We start from the raw sequence: 17,290 nt of genomic DNA, 5'->3' as shown, positions 1-17,290 counted from the left end.
CAATCTGGGTATTCCCGTTTAATGTGCGCGAGGCAAATCGAAAAAGTATCTGATCGGTCATCCAGTTTGCCGGATGACTTCATTCCGGAGCTTCAGGCACTGGCACGCTGCCGATTGAACGCAGAGCTCTGATCCAAGATCAGTTGCCCTGTAGACCGGTGCTTCTGCGAAGCTGATCGAGCTTTTGGACCTCGAACCAAGATCATGACACTTGATCCACTAAAGGCTTCCCAGCAGATCCACGAAATCCGCGCCCTCTGGAGAGAATGGGACCCTATCGGTGTGTATCAAGATCCAGAATCTGAGTGCCCGCCGGACGAATACGATTTCTATCTCGTGCCTTGCGTGAACTTGCTTGTGCAGCGATCCTCAGTGGAGGATCTCGCCAGCTATCTGGCCGAAGTTGTTGGCGAAGGAATGGGCCTAGGCGACCGGTCTATTGTTTATCCCGATGCTCTGAGGTTCGCCTACAAGCTGCAAAGCTGGTTTTCTTCTAGGTGGGTCGAGACGCGGTCACCGGGGGCGGTCTGAAAAATCATTCAAGCCGACGCCGTTTCGGCGGTGCGACTTCACGAGGGGGGCTGGCTTGGCATGGGCGATCAAAGAGATTTCGACAAGCTGCTGCGTTACCTCCGGCGTGTTCCTGCCATGTGTCCGTCGCCCATTGGCACTGGAAAGCTCGATGATGGCAATTGGTGGGTCAAGTTCTCGCTTGACCTCTCTCATCCGCTCGCTTGGCATGTCGTGCAGGAGCTCGGGTGCGTACTCAACTATCTGTCCGTCACCGAGCGGCTGCCGACCGTGTTCATGCCCGTGTCTCCAGCGCCTTATCTCAACGGCGGACCCGAGGAGTCGCTGTCCTGGGTTATCGAGTCCAAGAATCCAGCGTTCAAACCGGGGACGGTCACGGATTGGCTGGAAGGGCGCCTGCCGCGGCCGGTAGACGATCTTTCGCAATGGGCTTCGGTGGAAGACGCCTGACAACTCATATCCCGACGGCGCACCGCGGCGCTCGGAAATTCGATTCCGATCCAGGTAGGTGCGGCTGGTCACGAGAGGCTGGTCGGGCTGTGGGCGCTTCGAATCGAAAATTTCTATCGCACATCACAGGGACAGGGGCTTCTTATGTATGCAATTCGCAGGCTGGTCGCATTGACCATCCTCTTCGCGGTGTCCAGCAGCGTGCTGGCTGCGGGCACGATCGATACCTCCCGATTGAGTCTCGTCGACGAGAATCACGCAGAGATCAGCAAGAATGACGAGGTCTACATCCTGGACAGCTACATCATCCTGTTCGAGCGTCCCTACTACATCCATGTCCGCAAGTTGTCCGACACGCCACTCACCGGGGACGAGGCGTCATCGATCGCGGTGGAGTACATCGAGCCGAGGGGCTGCACGACCCCGGTCGCACGCAGAAGCGATCTGGATCAGGTCAATACGGAAGAGACGCAATGGCTCATCGGAGTCGAGTGCTGACGCACCTCTTTCGGGTCCACTATTGAGTATCGAGCGTCCCTGTTCGGGGCGTGTCCAGCCTGTAATTCCCACGTAGTCGGACTGGTCCGGCTTCGCTCTGCGGCTGCCGGATCATCGAGGCGGACGGGGTCTTACCTTCGGCAATACGCCACGAAATCTCCGAAGCCGGCGCCGATCGCCGGCCCGACCGAGGCACCTGCAATGTCCAACCGTGTCTATCTGTACTGCACCAATTTCCGAGCCATGCCAACGGCAGGAGAGTCGGACGCGTTCTTCAAGCAGTGTGGTGTCGAGTACGAGGCCGCTGCGCGAATCCCGATCTTCTGGCTGCTTCTCTTCGGTTCTTCCGACGTACGACTGGCCGAGGTCGATTACGGCGATGGCGACGCTGAACAAGAGAGCGACAACGAGGACAGGTACGAAGACTTGCCCCGACACTATGCCTATCTGCTCTGCGATCGGGCATCCGGTGTCGAGCGCCTGCAATCGCGCTCGCATCTGATGAAGACCGCATTGGAAGATGATCAGTTCGCGCTTTACGAGGATTGGGTGGCGCGCATTGCGACTGAGCCTTACGCGAACATTCTGGTGAGCACCGAGGAACTCGACTGCATGGGCGAAGCGGGCCAACTCGAGGCGCAGCTCCGTTCGGCGCTGCATCTTCTGGAACAGGCCGATATCGACGGCATGCTGGAGATCAACGAGGCCATCGATGACCTCACGGGGATCAGGTCCGATGATCTGCACGCGTACGAGTCGTTTGAACTCGTAGGGGGCGCGAACTCGAGTCCCAGTTGGCCCGCGCCATTCGCGCCGAGGCATCGTCTGCCGGCAGCGACGGTCGCTCCGCGAGTGACGTCGGTTGCCCCGTCGAAGCCATGGTGGGCGTTCTGGCGCTGAGTCACCCGCAAATGACACCTCCGCTCGCACCTGAGACGCGTAATCCCTTTGACGTACTCTGCGCCGCGATTATCGATATGGCGTGCTTCCTGGATGGTCAGGAGGTGACGTTGTCAATGAGGACGCCGCAATCGCGGCGATGGAAAGTCTGGGCGCAACATTGCTGGCGGCAACTCCGTTGGAAAGACAGGCGTTTATCTCTGCGTGCCATGACAAAGTCGAGCATCTGCGTTCGACAGGTCAGGGTGGTTCCAGCGAGTTCGTACACGGATTGCCCACCGCCTTGGGACTGTCGGAGGAGACCTGATCAGTCCGCCGACGGGTGCGCCTGCCGTTCGGAGTCGGCGCGGTAGACGATCTTTCCCTCGCGCAGCGTGTAAAGCACGTCCGCGAGCGCAGCGATGTCGTCTCCCGGGTCGCCACCGAGCACCACCAGATCCGCATCCATCCCCTCGGCGATCCTGCCCTTGCGCTCACCTTGTCCAAAGAGGGTGGCTGGCGTCGTGGTCAGGCTCGCGAGGATCTGCCGCCAGTCGAGACCTGCCTCGTGCATGAGTCTGAGTTCGTCGCGGGTGTCGTACCACGCGATGTAGCCTGCGTCGGTGCCGAACAGCACCCTGCCGCCGGCGCCGGAGAAGGCTGCGAGTTGCTGTCTTGCGGCCGCCAGCACGGACTCGAACGCTTCCGGCGGGGCGTGCTCCTTCTGCAGTTCGATCTCGAACAGCTTCAGCGATGGAACCAGCGCCATACCGCGATCCACCAGCCGCGCCGCCAGCCCCTCCGGCCACGCGCCGACCATCGGCGTCGTATGTACCAGCACGTCGGCGCCACTGTCGAATGCGACCTGGATACCTTCCAGATTGCTGGGATGCGCGAACACCGGCTTACCCGCGGCATGTGCGACCTCGACGATCGCCGTTGCGATGTCGACATCCATCGGAAGCACGCCGATCTCCCCGCCGACGATCGATCCGGCAAAGATCTTCAGGCCGTCCGCACCCTGCCTCAGTTGCCGCTCTCCGCGCTCGGTCGCCTCTTCCGGTGTCGCCACCTCGGCCTGTTTCAGCGACAGCGAATCATGCGCGTCGCCGGACACATAGCTCGGCACGCCATCTTTCGGGAAGAACGGCGCATCGGCCGTCAGGATCTGCGGCCCGACGACCTCGCCGCTGCCGATGCGCGCGCGCAGCGCCAATGCAGTCCCGGGCGCCGACGCGAGATCGAAGACCGTGGTGAAGCCCCAGTGCAGATACGCCGACGACAGCGCCTCGGACAGCACGTCCGCGGGTTGTCCGCCGGGACCATCGAACGGCGGCGCGGTCAGATGGATGTGGCTGTTCCACAAGCCGGCGACGACGGTCCTGCCGGCGCCATCGATGATCGCCGTTCCTTCCGGCACGACGATGCCGTCCGCATCGCCCATGGCCGCGATCCGTCCGTCACGCACCAGCACCGTGCCACGGAGGACGGGCGCCGCATCCGGTGCCGGCAGGATGCGCGCATTGACGATTGCCAGTTCCTGCGCGTGGGCCATCGACGCCGCACCCACCGCCACCACCACCATCATGCGTACCGCCCAAGATCGGATCATCGGCATCGCCACGTCTGCAAGTGAGGTGATGGTAGATCCGCCGCCCGCATGCGCAAGGTGCCACAGGTCATTCACTGGCCCACCCGCTCGCGCGTCAGACCGGAAGAACCAACGGTTCCAGAAGAACTAACGGTTCCAGGTTCACTTGCCTGCGCCGCAACGCCTTCCATCAGAGGTGCGTTGCACGAGCCACGCGACGATCGCGTCGAATCGTTCCTGATCGAGCACATGCCCACGCTCGACACGGAGCTCGGTAATGAAGTCTCCGGCCACCTTGGCCACGACCTGATCCGCATCACGCGAGTACTTGTCCTCGGTCCCCGACACGACCAGTGTCGGACGCGGGCCGATGGCGGACAGCACGTCGTGCGTATCGACCAGCTGCGCGAGGCCGGGCACGGCTTCGAACAGGGTGATGCCGGTCTCTTCGCGGCGGCGGGTGTCGAAGCTGCAGACCGCGCCGCTGATGCAGGCGAAGCGGCAGCGCGGGTCGACGGCGGCGTGGTAGAGCGCGGTGTAGCCGCCGTAGGAGTGGCCTGCGATGCCGACGCGGCGTTCGTCCAGTTCGGCGGCGTCGATCAGCACGCTCAGCGCCCGCTGGGCATCGTCGAGGCCTTTGCGCATCAGCGTGTCGCCGTCGAGCAGGCGGTAGCTCATGGCGCTGTAGTGCTGCAGCCAGTCGTAGTAGTGCGGCTCGACGCCGCTGACCTGGCCGCGGCGATCCTCGAAGGTGAGGGCGTCCGGGGCGAGAACCGCGAGTCCGCGACGCGCGAGCGCCGGGCCGAAGGCCTGGAACGGACTGCCGACATCGCCGGCGATTTCGCTCTTGCCGAAGTGGAACTCGCCGTTGTGCTGGTGGAAGGCCACGACGCCGCCGTGAGCGCGCTGCGCTGTCGGCGCAAACAGGAACGCCGGAATGGGGTCGCCTTCGAGGCCGCGGTATTCGATGCGTTGTCGGGTGTAGCCGTCGAACGCGGTCACATCGCCACGTTCAAACGCGACGGGCACAGGCGGCGCGAGGCCGAGGCGCTCGCGAAGTATTGAAGCGATTTCGAGGGTCATGACGTTCCCCAGGTCGTGTCGGACACTTCTAGGGCAACGCTGAAAAGCTGTCATTCCCGCGAAGGCGGGAATCCAAGGCTGTCAAACCAATGAGAACACAGGCACTTGGATGACCGGACATGCGTCCGTTGAAGAGCCCGCCTGCGCGGGAATGAAGAACGGGACAGACTTGATCAGCGTTGCCCTCGATTCACGCGTCGCGTTCCTGCGGCTCTCGAACGCGTCGAACGCGCCACCACTCAGTGATGGGCGTGCGCGTCGGCATCCGAAGCAGGTGCATCGGCGTCGACGCCACGCGCCTGCAGCCAGCGCTGCATCTGCGCGATTTCGGTTTCCTGGGCGGCGATGACCTGCTGGGCGAGTTCGCGGACTTCGGGGTCCTCGCCGTGTTCGAGCACGACGTGGGCCATGTCGATGGCGCCCTGGTGATGCGGAATCATGCCGCGCATGAAGTCGACGTCGGCGTCGCCGGTGAAGCCGGCGCCCATGCCGGCGTGCATGGTGTCGTTGACGCGCTGGTAGGCGAGCGTCGAGGCGGTCGCGGTGGCGTCTCCAGCGGCCGGGGCTGCAGGCGATGCATCCGGCGCGGTCGTCGTGTCCTGCGCTGCGCCGGTGCTGGCGGCCGTGTCGGACGCGTCGGGCGCGCAGGCGGCGAGAAGGGCGGTCATCGCCAGCAGGGGAATCAGGCGCATGGAGGCGGTCCTTGGATGTGCAGGGAGGGCGACACCTTGCCCGGCGCGGTCCGGTCGTGTCCACTCGCGGCCGCATCGGGCGTGTCTGTCGCAGCGGATTGACCGAGGCTGTCCACGGCGCGCCATCCGCTTCACCTGCGCGCGCGGGGCTGCGGGCTAGCGTCGCGTTTTGCGCCCGAGCCCGTCATGGCCACCCGGAAGACCCTCAAGCTCGCCACGTTCAACGTCAACGGCATCACGACGCGATTGCCGCATCTGCTGGCGTGGCTGGAGGCGTCGAAGCCCGACGTCGTCGCGCTGCAGGAGCTCAAGGCCACCGATGACACGTTTCCGGTCGAGGCGCTGGAGGCGGCGGGCTATGGCGCGATCTGGCAGGGCCAGAAATCCTGGAATGGCGTCGCGCTGCTGGGCCGCGGGGCGGTGCCCGTGGAGAGCCGGCGCGGTTTGCCGGGCGATACACAGGACGATCAGAGCCGCTACATCGAGGCGGCAGTGCACGGCATCGTCGTCGGCGGGCTGTACCTGCCCAACGGCAATCCGCAGCCGGGGCCGAAGTTCGACTACAAGCTGGCGTGGATGGCGCGCTTGCAGGCGCATGCGAAGACGCTGGTCGATCTGCCGCATCCGGCAGTGCTGATGGGCGATTTCAACGTGATCCCCACCGATGCCGATGTCTACGACGCCAAGGCCTGGCGCAAGGATGCGTTGATCCAGCCGGAGGTGCGCGACGCCTTCGAGGCGCTGCTGGCGCAGGGCTGGACGGACACGCTGCGGGATGTGTTCGGCGACGAGACGATCTACACGTTCTGGGATTACTTCCGGCAGCACGCGCAGCGCGACCGGGGGCTGCGGATCGATCATCTGCTGGCCAATCCGGTGCTGGCGAAGACGGTCAAGGCAGCCGGGGTGGATCGCTGGGTGCGGCTGGAGGACAAGGCGAGCGATCACGCGCCGACGTGGGTGGAGGTGGCGCGGCCGGCGGGGGCGTAGCGGGGCGGTCAGCGGGTGGCCTGTGCAGGCGTTCGTGGGCTGGCGAAGCGGGTCGACGCGGTGACGCCTTGTCTTGTCGGGGCTCGGGCCGTTTCGCATCATGTGGTCTGGACGCGATCGAACGGCGACATCTTTGGATGACCCGGCGTACGTCCGTTGGATGACCGGATGTACATCCGTTGAGCGCCCCGCCTGCGCGGGAATGACGATCAAGAACGCAGTGCGAGCCCGCGGCGCGAAGCGGACCAGGAAAGCGAGCCAGCAAAGCGGAGCGAGCGGGCGAAGCGCGCGGTGCGTAGCGGCAGAACTACACAATGGGTTGGCGCAGTGGCGCAGGAGGGAGCGCCAGCCGTTTCACGCACCCACGGGTTGAGACGGCGCACGCTCGCCACCACCCTGAAAGTCCGCGCCGTGCGCTTGCATGAGGAATGCCATGTCCAGTTTCGATCTCACGCCCCCCAGCGCCGAGCAGCGCACCGCGCTGGAAGCCGGCTTGTCCGCAGACGAGCGGCGCGTGCTGCTGCAGCACGGTACGGAGGCGCCGTTCTGCGGCGTGTTCCTCGACAACAAGCGCGAGGGCACGTACTGCTGCCGGCTGTGCGGGCTGCCGCTGTTCCGCTCCAGCGCGAAGTTCGATTCCGGCACCGGCTGGCCCAGCTTCTTCGCGCCCTACGACGAGGCGCACATCGCGCGCATCCGCGACACCAGCCACGGGATGATCCGGGTGGAAGAGGTCTGCGCGCGCTGCGGCAGCCATCTCGGCCACATCTTCCCCGACGGCCCGCCGCCGACCGGCGAGCGGCATTGCCTGAATTCGGTCTCGCTGTCGTTCGTGGATGCCAGCGCGGATCTGCCCGACCCGCTGGCACGCAGCGGTGCGGAGGCCGGCCCGGCCTGACCGGACGGCTCAACCGGCTTCGAACGCGGCAATTTCGTCGAGCAGCCGCTGGCTGCGACGGATACCGTCCGCGCCGTCGGCGCAGTCGATCGGTCCCTCGGGCTTGGCCAGCAGTCGCGTGCGAGTGCGCCAGGCGTGGATCCAGGTCGCCGCGAGGCCGATGCCGCCAATGGACAGGCTCCAGACGATCCAGGTCGGCGTGCCTGCCGTCGCCTGCGCAGCGCCGAGACCGGCGAAGGCGACCACGACCGGCAGCCACATGACCCACCATGGCGCGCCGCACAGCGCCGAGTTCAGTGCATGGACGCGCAACAGCGCAGCCAGCTGGCGCTGGATCTGCAGAACCGGCGCGGCGTAGTCGACGCGGCTGGCGAGGACCAGCGTCGCGGCGGCGCCAAGCAGGGTCAGCACACCGAATGCGTGCACCGCGATACCGGCGACCAGCAGCCCTGCAACATCCGTATTGCGGGTCCAGCAGGCGACGCCCAGCACGATCAGGCCGACGCCGAGCGCGGCCTGCAGCCAGTGACCGATCTTCAGCGGGCGCAGCTGGCCTTTCGCCCGCGCCAACTTCGTCTCGCGCAGCTGCGCCAGCTGCACCTGGTCGCTGCGCGCCATACGCGCTTCCAGCGACTGCCAGGCGGTCTTCAGGTCATCGGGTTCCATGGGCGTATCCTCAGAGTTCGTGGCGGATGCGCTGGCGCAGCCGGCTGATCTTGGTGGCGACGTTGGTTTCGGACAGGCCGAGGATCTCGGCGATGTCGCGGTGGCTGCGGTCGTCGAGGTAGAGCAGCAACAAGGCACGATCCAGCGGCGCCTGGGCGTGGATGAAGCGGTGCAGGGCGCGGACCTGTTGTTCCACCTGCGGGTCGTGCGGGGCGGGATCGGCCAGGTCGTGCAGGGTGTCGTCGAACGGCACCGCATGGCGCAGCCGGACGGTGGCGCTGCGCACCGCGCTGATCGCCACGTTCAACGCGATCCGGTACATCCAGGTGCTGAAGGATTTCGCCGGGTCGTACTTCGGCCAGGCGCGCCACAGCTGCACGGCGATTTCCTGGGCCAGATCGGCGCGGTCGTCCGGATCGCGGCAGTAGCTGGCTGCCACGGTCGCGACGATGCCGTGGTGGTCCTGCAGCAGCCGGGCGAATGCGGCGCGGTCGTGCGTGCGGGGCAGCGGGATGTCCATCCGGATCCGTGTCGGGTCTGTCATGAAGGTGGTTCGTCCGAAGGCGGCGGATATCACACGTCCGGGCGACCGATTCGGCACATCGTCCGCCGGGCCGGGCGCCGGCCTGCGGTTCGAGGGCCTTCGGCCGTCTACTACCTCTTCGCTATTGACGCCGATCACCCCCGGTCCGGTGCCTATACTCGCCTCCTTGCTCCCCCACGCAGGCTCCCCCATGAGTGCTTCGAGTTCCGTCGCTCCACCCGCCGCGCCCAACGCGGCCCGACCGGCCAGCCTGCGCCGGTCCGTGTCGAACACCCTGAAGGGGTCGGCCGGCAACCTCGTCGAGTGGTACGACGTCTACGTCTACTCGGTGTTCGCGATGTACTTCGAGTCGCAGTTCTTCTCGCCCGACGACAAGAACTCCACGCTGTACGTGTGGGCGATCTTCGCCGCGACCTTCCTGATGCGCCCGATCGGCGCCTGGTACTTCGGCCGCTTCGCCGACCGCTACGGCCGACGCCTGGCGCTGACGGTGTCGGTGTCGGTGATGGCGGGCTGCTCGTTCCTCATCGCGATCAGTCCGACCGCCGAGCAGATCGGCATCTGGGCCGCAGTGCTGCTGCTGATCGCACGCCTGATCCAGGGCTTCGCGACGGGCGGCGAGTACGGCGCCAGTGCGACCTACATGTCCGAGGCCGCGATTCCGGGCCGTCGCGGCTTCCTGTCCTCGTTCCATTACGTGACCCTGGTCGGCGGCCACGTGCTGGCGCAGGCGACGCTGCTGGCGATGCTGCTGCTGCTCGACACCTCGCAGATCTCCGAGTGGGGCTGGCGCGTGGCGTTCGGCATCGGTGGCCTGGCGGCGATCGTGGTGTTCTGGCTGCGTCGCACGATGGACGAATCGCTGGAATCGGGTTCCATCGAAGCCGCCAAGACCGGCGGCGCGCAGGCGTCCGGTTCGATCCGCGAGCTGTTCGTGAACCAGTGGCGTCCGCTGCTGCTGTGCTTCCTGATCACCGCGGGCGGCACCGTCGCGTTCTACACCTACTCGGTCAACGGTCCGAAGATGATCCAGACCGCGTTCGCCGGCGACGACGTCATGGTGGGCACGCTGATCAATCTGGGTCTGCTGACCTTCCTGATGGTGCTGCAGCCGATCGGTGGCTGGCTGTCGGACAGCGTCGGCCGCAAAAGCCTGCTGGTGTTTTTCGGCATCGGCGGCGTGCTCTACACCTGGTACCTGGTGACGGCGCTGCCGCAGCAGACCAGCGCGCTGTCGGCCTTCATCATCCTGGGCATCGGCTTCATCATCCTGACCGGCTACACGTCGATCAATGCGGTGGTGAAGGCGGAACTGTTCCCGACGCACATCCGTGCGCTGGGTGTGGGCCTGGGATATGCGCTGGCCAACTCGGCCTTCGGCGGCACCGCGCCGCTGCTGTACCAGGCGGCGCTGAAGTCGGACCAGGTGATCACCTTCGCGATCTACGCCACCGCCATCATCGCGGTCTCGCTGGTGGTCTACGTGTTCTTCCTGAAGAACAAGGACCAGAACTGGCTCGACGACGAAGCGCACATGCGCGAGCGCGTGCGGCCCTCACGCTGACGGCGTGTTGCCCGGCCTCCGCTGCGGAGTGCCGGGCAGCGCGGTAACGTGGGCGGCCTTGCCCGATGACCAGGAAGTCCGCATGCCCCGTCTCGCCATGTCGCTGCTCGCGATTCCATTGATGGGCGCGCTGGCCGCCTGCGCATCGTCCACGGATTCCGCGAACGTCTTCCCGCAGGTGGGCAGCGTCACCCGATACGCGCCGGCGCTGGACGCTGTGGTCGCCTCCGATGCGCGCATCGAGCGGCTGGCCGATGGCTTCACCTGGGCCGAGGGTCCGGCGTGGATTCCGGATGGCGCGTATCTGCTGTTCACCGATGTGCCGGAGAACCGCATCCACCGCTGGTCGGAGGCCGATGGCCTGTCGGTGTTCCTCGAGCCGTCCGGCTACGACGGCCCGCCGACCGATGTGCTGCGCGAGGCCGGTGCGAATGGCCTGCATGCCGAACCGGCAGGCACGGTGCTGCTGGCCGATTCGGGCAGTCGCGTCGTGGCGCGGCTGGATCCGGCGACGCAGCGCAAGACCACGCTGGCCGATGCGTTCGAAGGCAAGCGCTTCAACAGCCCGAACGACGTGATCCGGCGCAGCGACGGCACGATCTTCTTCACCGATCCGCCGTATGGCCTGAAGGGCCTGGACGACTCGGCGGTCAAGGAACTGGCGTTCAATGGTGTCTACCGGCTGGATCCCGATGGTCGCGTGCACCTGCTCGACGACGGCCTGACCTTCCCCAACGGACTCGCGCTGTCGCCCGACGAGCGCACGCTGTATGTCGCCAATTCCGATCCGGCGCGTCCGGTCTGGATGGCGTACACGCTGGATGCGTCGGGCGCGGTGCAGGGCAGTCGCGTGTTCGCCGACGCCAGTGATCTGGTCGGCGATGATGCGTCGGGCCTGCCCGACGGCATGACCGTCGCCGCGGATGGCACCGTGCTGGCGACAGGTCCCGGCGGCGTGCTGGTGTTCGCGCCGGATGGCACGCGGCTGGGTCGGATCGAAACAGGCAGCGCCGTCGCCAACGTCACCTTCGGCGACGACGGCCGCACGCTGTATCTGGCATCGGACAGCTTCCTTGCGCGGGTGCGCCTGAAGATCGCAGGGCCTGCGACGTCGCGGTAATACAACGCAGGTCGCCGTTGCACCGCACACGTCCATGCTCACCACGCTCGCCATTGCCCATTACCGCTCGCTGCACACGCTGGTCGTGCCGATGGGGCGGCTGAATCTCGTCACCGGTGCCAACGGCAGCGGCAAGTCCAGCCTGTATCGCGCGCTGCGCCTGCTCGCGGAAACCGCGCAGGGCGGCGTGGTGTCGGCGCTGGCGCGAGAGGGCGGCCTGCAGTCCACGCTATGGGCGGGACCGGAAACACTCAGCGCACGCATGCGACGCGGCGAGGTGCCGATCGAGGGTGGGCCGCGTCAGCAGCCGGTGTCGCTGAAGCTCGGCTTCGCCGGCGAGGATTTCGGGTATGCGATCGATCTCGGTCTGCCGGTGCCCTCGCAGTCGCTGTTCGCGCAGGACCCGGAGATCAAGCGCGAGGTGATCTGGGGCGGACCGTTCCTGCGTCAGGGCAATACGCTGGTCGATCGCCGCGGGGCGCTGGTCCGCGTGCGCGACGGTCGCGCCTGGCGCGTCGCCGGCGAACATCTGAATCCGTTCGAAAGCCTGTTCGGCCAGATCGCCGATCCGCGCAATGCGCCCGAAGTGCTGCAGCTGCGCGAGACGATCCGCGGCTGGCGTTTCTACGATCACTTCCGCGCCGATGCCGATGCACCGGCGCGTCTTCCGCAGCTCGGCACGCGCACGCCGGTGCTCAGCCACGATGGCCACGATCTGGCCGCGGCCTGGGCGACGATCCGCGAGATCGGCGATGTCGAGGCGCTTGATGCCGCGGTCGCCGATGCGTTTCCCGGCGCGCGCGTCGAGGTGCTGGTGGAAGGCGGACGCTTCTCGCTGCAGTTCCGCCAGCACGGGCTGCTGCGGCCACTGTCGGCCGCCGAACTGTCGGACGGCACGCTGCGCTATCTGTTGTGGATCGCCGCGCTGCACACGCCGCGCCCGCCGCCGCTGATGGTGCTCAACGAACCGGAAACCAGCCTGCATCCCGATCTGCTGCCGGCACTGGCGCGGCTGATCGCGGGCGCGTCGCGCCGCACCCAGGTCTGGGTGGTCTCGCATGCGACGCGGCTGATCGCGGCGCTGGAGCAGGACCCCGACTGCAACCCGGTCCAGCTGGTCAAGCGCGACAGCCAGACGACGATCGAGGGGCAGGGGATGCTGGACGCGCCGGCCTGGCACTGGCCGGAGCGCTGAGGCAGCAACGGCTCACAGCTTGACGCCTGCCGATGGCGCGACGAACAGGGTGTCGCCTTCGCGCGCGCGATGCGGACACGGGCTGCTCCGGGAAGAGGTCGTCCTGCGTGACCGGCACGCAGTCGCGCACGTGATCACCACCGGTCTGTGGTGTCGGACCGGTGGTGCAAAAGCATATCGGGTCGCAGCGCAGCGGTCGGCTGCGCTGCGCAGGTCTCTGGAGTCAGAGGCGCTCGGTCAGGCCGGTGCGGATCGCCGCATCCATCAACGCACGGGCTTCGCGTTCGGCGCGCGCGCTGGCGGTCTGCTGGCGCGTCGCGAGTGCAGCCTGTTCCCGCGCCAATGCCGTCTGCTGGGTGGCGAGGCGCTGCATCTCCGCCTGCATGCCGACCTGCTCGCGCTGCAGGGCGGCGCTCACGTTCGCATCCACCTGTGCCCGCACGTCGACGTCGGCGAGTGCGCGCGTCGCGGCCTGCAGGGCAATCTCCGCCTGGCGTGCGCCCAGCGCGCCCTGCTGCCCACCGAGGCTGCCCTGCCGTGCGCCGAGTTCGCCTTGCGCTTCTCCGAGGGCGGTCACTTCGGCGTAGGCATCGCGGATCGCCTCGATCGTGGCGCGGTCGCGGACCACGTAGCGTGCATCGCCCCGGCGCAGCCACAGCACCGGTGCATCGCCACGCCGTGCCGCCTGGGCTTCGCGCAGATCGGACGTCGCGCTGACCGCGATGCTGTGATCGTCGTCGAGCAGCACGAAGGCGTTCGCGACCTGCTGCGTGCCCAGGGTGAAGGTGCCGCGCAGGCCGCCGGTGAGCGGTTCAAGCGGTTCGAGCGGTGCGACCGGTGCAGGCGGCTCCGGCGGTGCAACGGGCGATGGCGGCGCGACGGGCGCAGGCGGCCTGGGCATGTCTGCGGGGTTCGTGACGATCACGCCGTTGTGCGTCGCGGTCGCCGTCGGTGCGGGCAGCGGTGTCGGCGTCGGCTTCGATGCGGGCGCCGGGCGCGCTGCGGCAACAGGTGTCTGCGATGCGACAGCCGGCGTCGCAGCGGTCAGGCGATAGGGCATGACACCGACGACGCCGATCGCGACGGTCATCAGCACCGCGACGACGCGCGGCAGGGACGAGGTGGTCTGGAGCATGGTGAGTCTCCGCTTGAGCAGGGTGAAGTCGGGCGAGGCACTGGCCAGCCCGGCACAGGGACGCGGCGCGACGCCGAGGCGCAGCAGCAGCTGGCCGTATTCGCGTGCGCAGTGACGGTTGCCCTCGAGTACGGCGGCGTCGCAGGCGGCTTCGCGGCTCAGGCCGTATTCGCGTGCGGCCAGATGGGCGAGGGGATGGAAGAAGAACAGGTGTTGCGCGAGTGCCGGCACCAGGCCGAGCCACAGATCACGGCGCTGCAGATGCACCAGTTCGTGGGTCAGCGCCATGTCGAGCTCGTCGGGCTGCATCGACTCTGCGTGGTGCGCAGGCAGCAGCAGGACCGGACGCCACGGGCCGACGAGTTGCGGCGAATCGATCGTATCCGACAGGCGCAGACGCGGCGGCGCACGCAGGCCATGGGCCTCTGCGGCAAGCGCGAACGCATGGAGGAGGCTGCGGTCGCGACAGGGCGCCGACGTGCGCAGCAGGCGCCGCGTCGCCAGACAGCCGCGCAGGCTGCGCGTGACCATCACGCTCAGGCCCAGCAGCCACGCCACGGCCAGCGCCAGCGGCCACGACCATGCGGGCGACGCCGCAGCTGCCTGCGTCGGGGCGAAGACGATGGAGGCCTCGTGCGAGGTGATCGCCGGCGCGACCTTCGCGACCTGCAGCGCGGGCTGCACCGCTTCGACCGGCAGCAGCGGAAGCCCCATCGGACTCGACCACGCCAGGCCGACCAGCAGCTGCAAGGCGACCAGCCACCACAGCCAGCAACGGGTCGCGGCGGACAGGCGCGGCACGAAGCGGCACAGCGCCCACACCACGGCGACGAAAATCGTGGACTGCACGCTCGCAGCCAGCAGGCGCGGCAGCAGGATGTCGCTGATCAGTTCGAGGGCCATCTCAACGCTCCTTGCGCTTGGATTGCAGGTTGGCGACCAGCGCCTCGAGTTCGGCGAGTTCGTCGGCGCTGATGTCCTTGCGCTCCGACATCCACGCGACGAACGGCGACACTGAACCCTGCAGCGTCTTCTCGACGAAACTGCCGACCGCGTTGCGCACCACGTCGTCCTGGCGCGCGGTGGCCGAGTAGCGGTACACGCCGCCGTCGCCCAGCTTGCGCTTGAGGTAGGCCTTCGCGCGCAGGCGCTCCATCATCGTCAGCACGGTGGAACGGGCCAGCCCGCGCGGCTCGCCGAAGGTGGCGGCGACCTCGCCGACGGATGCGGCTTCGTGTTCGGCGATGTGCTGCAGCAGGGCCAGTTCCTGGTCCCCGACGGTCTTATTGCGCATGGCGCGTTCCCTGGTGACTACAACTGTAGGCAGATTGCGCCTGACTACAGGTGTATTCAATAGGCGGGAAGTCATTCCGACGGATGGCGGGGTGGCGCCTGGACTCTCGCTCGGGACGCGAAGTTGCAGCGGCTGCTCGAGCCGTCTCCCGTCGTCCAGCACCCCGCATCGCGTCGCCATCCGTCTGATACACACCACGATCACGCCGATCCCGGCGCGCGCGCGCTGGCTTACGGGGGGCGGTGATCTCCGAACGACGCCTGCCTGCCGATTCGTGACCGCTCGGATGCGCTGGGGACGTGCTCACACACGACGCGCGACGCGGTCGCCTGTTCGCCGCACTACGCAACCGGCACGCAGGCGGTGCGCTCGATCACGGCATCTCGCGCTGCGGGCGTCACCCTGCACGTGCAGTGCTGAAGCCGCGGTACGTTCAATCGAGCCCGAACGACCCGGTCTCCACCGCGCCTGCGCGCGAATAGCGCGACACGACGATGCCGGTCGGGGAGACGACGGACGTCTGCAGCGAAAAGGTCACCGCCTGCGCGTCGGTGCCGAACAGCCGCCTGCCGGCGCCGAGCAGCACCGGGAACGTCATCAGCTGCTGGGTGTCGACGAGATCCGTCGCCAGCAGCTGCTGCACGAGTGCGCCGCTGCCCTGGGTCAGCAGGTCGGGGCCGTCCTGCGCTTTCAGCTGGCGCAGCGCGCCGATGACGTCGTCGCCGAGCGCACGGCTGTTCTGCCAGCCCAGCGATTCGGGCCGATGCGTGGCGACGTGCTTGGTCACGCCGTTGAACAGCGTCGCGAGGCCGGCGTCGCCGCTGTCGGCCGGCACGCGGGGCCAGTGCGCGGCGAAGATGTCATAGGTGCGACGGCCGAGCAGCAGTTCGAAGGGCTGCGAGAAGAGCGCGTCCATGGTCTCGCCGAAGACCGCATCGGCGAAGGGCACGGTCCAGCCGCCGTGGGCGAATCCGCCGCGGGTGTCTTCCTGCGGACCCCCGGGGCCCTGCAGGACGCCGTCGAGGCTGACGAAGGCGGCAACGGTCAGTTTGCGCATGCGATGTCTCCGGTAACGGAACGTCCGCCGAAGGGCGGCCTCATCATGACGACGTCTGGCGGGCCGCGAAATCGACATCCGGCGGGCAGGCGATTGCAACGCATCAACCCGTCGCACGGGGTCGCGCGCCCGGACGCAGGCGTGCTGACGGGTTCACATCGGCGTGGCTAGACTCGCCGCCATTCCAACCGCGGACCCCTCGCCATGATCAAGCGCCTCGCTTCCATTCTTCTCGTCGGCCTGCTGGCTGCCTGCAGTGCGCCGGCCGAGCGTACCGACACCGTCACGCCGGTGGGCGGTCCTGACCGGGCTTCGGTCACCAACGAGGCCGGCTGCGCTGCCGTCGGTGGAGAGTGGACCCAGCTCGGCCGTGCGCCGGTCAAGCAGTGCCTGCGCCAGACCACCGATGCCGGCAAGGCGTGCACCGAGTCCGAGCAGTGCGAAGGCCAGTGCCTCGCACCCGAAGGCAGCGTCGATGGCACCCAGGTCGGTGGCAGCTGCAGCGTCGATACCAATCCCTTCGGCTGCCAGCAGCGCGTGCGTGATGGCGTCGCCTCGACGATCTGCGTCGACTGAACGGCGCGCATGGCCCGGCGGAATGCCGGGCCATGACTGCGGCAACTTCATGGGGCCTGCATAGGGCGGGGCATAGGGTCGATGTTCACCCGCGCCCCGGAGGCGTCATGACAAGTCCCATCTTCAAGCTTGGTGTGCCGATGCTGCTCGCGATCGCATCGGCGCCGGTATTCGCCCAGCAACTGCAGCAACCAACCCCGCCGGCGCGTCCGGCTTTGCAGCCGGCTGCGCCTGTGACCCCCGCGGTTCCGGCTGCGCCTTCGCAGCGTGGCCAGCCGCCGGGAACGATTCCGTCGACAGGACCTGCGCAGCCGATGCGGCCTCAGCCGGCAACGCCTGCAAACGAACCGATGGCGCCACGTGCGGTGCCCGCGCAGGTGCGGGACGCGCAGGGGCGCATCGTGCCCGGCGCGCAGGAAACCGGACCCGGCCGGGCACGGGATCCCCTGACCGGTCAGGAATTCCAGACCACGCCGACACCGCGTCCGTAAACCGGTTCCCGAAAGAAGCGCGCCGTCGATGACCGG

19 protein-coding genes are annotated in these 17,290 nt (G+C 67.3%); 11 read left to right on the top strand and 8 right to left on the bottom strand.

Annotated elements, in window-relative coordinates:
• Positions 1 to 204: 204 nt before the first annotated feature.
• The 4 genes from AC3A5K_RS09750 to AC3A5K_RS09735 all read left to right on the top strand — a co-directional run bounded on the left by AC3A5K_RS09750 (position 205) and on the right by AC3A5K_RS09735 (position 2,379).
• Positions 205 to 531 (top strand): hypothetical protein, encoded by a 327-nt coding sequence (locus tag AC3A5K_RS09750; RefSeq protein WP_487617326.1) that lies wholly within the window; start codon positions 205 to 207, stop codon positions 529 to 531.
• Between the two features lie 60 nt (positions 532 to 591).
• Positions 592 to 981, top strand: coding sequence for a hypothetical protein (locus AC3A5K_RS09745; RefSeq protein ID WP_487617325.1), 390 nt, complete (start codon positions 592 to 594; stop codon positions 979 to 981).
• Positions 982 to 1,152: 171 nt separating this feature from the next.
• Positions 1,153 to 1,479 carry a hypothetical protein gene (locus tag AC3A5K_RS09740; protein WP_487617324.1) on the top strand — a complete coding sequence of 109 codons (327 nt, stop codon included), beginning with the start codon at positions 1,153 to 1,155 and terminating at the stop codon, positions 1,477 to 1,479.
• A gap of 201 nt (positions 1,480 to 1,680) precedes the next feature.
• A complete protein-coding gene (locus AC3A5K_RS09735; RefSeq protein WP_487617323.1) occupies positions 1,681 to 2,379 on the top strand; it encodes a hypothetical protein in 699 nt (232 codons plus the stop codon).
• A 307-nt stretch (positions 2,380 to 2,686) separates the two neighbouring features.
• On the opposite strand, the gene AC3A5K_RS09730 is transcribed toward AC3A5K_RS09735, so the two are convergent.
• The 3 genes from AC3A5K_RS09730 to copM all read right to left on the bottom strand — a co-directional run bounded on the left by AC3A5K_RS09730 (position 2,687) and on the right by copM (position 5,724).
• On the bottom strand, positions 2,687 to 4,045 hold the full coding sequence (locus AC3A5K_RS09730; RefSeq protein WP_487617322.1) for an amidohydrolase family protein: 1,359 nt from the start codon (positions 4,043 to 4,045) through the stop codon (positions 2,687 to 2,689).
• Positions 4,046 to 4,111: 66 nt separating this feature from the next.
• Positions 4,112 to 5,032, bottom strand: a complete 921-nt coding sequence (locus tag AC3A5K_RS09725) for an alpha/beta hydrolase family protein (RefSeq protein WP_487617321.1) — start codon at positions 5,030 to 5,032, stop codon at positions 4,112 to 4,114.
• A 239-nt stretch (positions 5,033 to 5,271) separates the two neighbouring features.
• Positions 5,272 to 5,724, bottom strand: a complete 453-nt coding sequence (copM, locus tag AC3A5K_RS09720; protein ID WP_487617320.1) for a CopM family metallochaperone — start codon at positions 5,722 to 5,724, stop codon at positions 5,272 to 5,274.
• 186 nt (positions 5,725 to 5,910) lie between these two features.
• Between copM and xth the strand changes: the two genes are divergently transcribed.
• Complete coding sequence (gene xth / locus AC3A5K_RS09715) at positions 5,911 to 6,714, top strand: exodeoxyribonuclease III (protein ID WP_487617319.1); 804 nt, start codon at positions 5,911 to 5,913, stop codon at positions 6,712 to 6,714.
• A 433-nt stretch (positions 6,715 to 7,147) separates the two neighbouring features.
• A complete protein-coding gene (gene msrB / locus AC3A5K_RS09710; protein ID WP_487617318.1) occupies positions 7,148 to 7,612 on the top strand; it encodes a peptide-methionine (R)-S-oxide reductase MsrB in 465 nt (154 codons plus the stop codon).
• 9 nt (positions 7,613 to 7,621) lie between these two features.
• Here msrB and AC3A5K_RS09705 read toward each other — a convergent pair whose 3' ends face one another.
• Together AC3A5K_RS09705 and AC3A5K_RS09700 are read right to left on the bottom strand one after the other, a co-directional pair.
• Entirely contained in the window at positions 7,622 to 8,278 is a 657-nt protein-coding gene (locus tag AC3A5K_RS09705; RefSeq protein WP_487617317.1) for a hypothetical protein, read from the bottom strand.
• A 10-nt stretch (positions 8,279 to 8,288) separates the two neighbouring features.
• On the bottom strand, positions 8,289 to 8,798 hold the full coding sequence (locus AC3A5K_RS09700) for an RNA polymerase sigma factor (protein WP_487617726.1): 510 nt from the start codon (positions 8,796 to 8,798) through the stop codon (positions 8,289 to 8,291).
• A 214-nt stretch (positions 8,799 to 9,012) separates the two neighbouring features.
• Between AC3A5K_RS09700 and AC3A5K_RS09695 the strand changes: the two genes are divergently transcribed.
• From AC3A5K_RS09695 to AC3A5K_RS09685, 3 genes are all read left to right on the top strand, one after another.
• Positions 9,013 to 10,386, top strand: coding sequence for an MFS transporter (locus AC3A5K_RS09695; protein ID WP_487617316.1), 1,374 nt, complete (start codon positions 9,013 to 9,015; stop codon positions 10,384 to 10,386).
• Between the two features lie 82 nt (positions 10,387 to 10,468).
• On the top strand, positions 10,469 to 11,506 hold the full coding sequence (locus tag AC3A5K_RS09690) for an SMP-30/gluconolactonase/LRE family protein (protein WP_487617315.1): 1,038 nt from the start codon (positions 10,469 to 10,471) through the stop codon (positions 11,504 to 11,506).
• Between the two features lie 34 nt (positions 11,507 to 11,540).
• Positions 11,541 to 12,701, top strand: coding sequence for an AAA family ATPase (locus AC3A5K_RS09685; RefSeq protein ID WP_487617314.1), 1,161 nt, complete (start codon positions 11,541 to 11,543; stop codon positions 12,699 to 12,701).
• Positions 12,702 to 12,924: 223 nt separating this feature from the next.
• Here AC3A5K_RS09685 and AC3A5K_RS09680 read toward each other — a convergent pair whose 3' ends face one another.
• The 3 genes from AC3A5K_RS09680 to AC3A5K_RS09670 form a co-directional block, all read right to left on the bottom strand.
• A complete protein-coding gene (locus tag AC3A5K_RS09680) occupies positions 12,925 to 14,739 on the bottom strand; it encodes a M56 family metallopeptidase (RefSeq protein WP_487617313.1) in 1,815 nt (604 codons plus the stop codon).
• 1 nt (position 14,740) lies between these two features.
• Entirely contained in the window at positions 14,741 to 15,130 is a 390-nt protein-coding gene (locus tag AC3A5K_RS09675; protein WP_487617312.1) for a BlaI/MecI/CopY family transcriptional regulator, read from the bottom strand.
• A gap of 433 nt (positions 15,131 to 15,563) precedes the next feature.
• The gene (locus AC3A5K_RS09670) at positions 15,564 to 16,187 is read right to left on the bottom strand and encodes a dihydrofolate reductase family protein (RefSeq protein WP_487617311.1); all 624 of its coding nucleotides are present in this window, start codon (positions 16,185 to 16,187) and stop codon (positions 15,564 to 15,566) included.
• Positions 16,188 to 16,391: 204 nt separating this feature from the next.
• Here AC3A5K_RS09670 and AC3A5K_RS09665 point away from each other — a divergent pair, with 204 nt between their 5' ends.
• Together AC3A5K_RS09665 and AC3A5K_RS09660 are read left to right on the top strand one after the other, a co-directional pair.
• A complete protein-coding gene (locus tag AC3A5K_RS09665; RefSeq protein ID WP_487617310.1) occupies positions 16,392 to 16,763 on the top strand; it encodes a hypothetical protein in 372 nt (123 codons plus the stop codon).
• A gap of 107 nt (positions 16,764 to 16,870) precedes the next feature.
• Positions 16,871 to 17,254 carry a hypothetical protein gene (locus AC3A5K_RS09660; RefSeq protein WP_487617309.1) on the top strand — a complete coding sequence of 128 codons (384 nt, stop codon included), beginning with the start codon at positions 16,871 to 16,873 and terminating at the stop codon, positions 17,252 to 17,254.
• Positions 17,255 to 17,290: the final 36 nt, after the last annotated feature.

This window comes from Luteimonas sp. Soil_C_5 (genome assembly GCF_057656615.1).
This window is presented reverse-complemented; position numbering and strand designations above follow the sequence as displayed.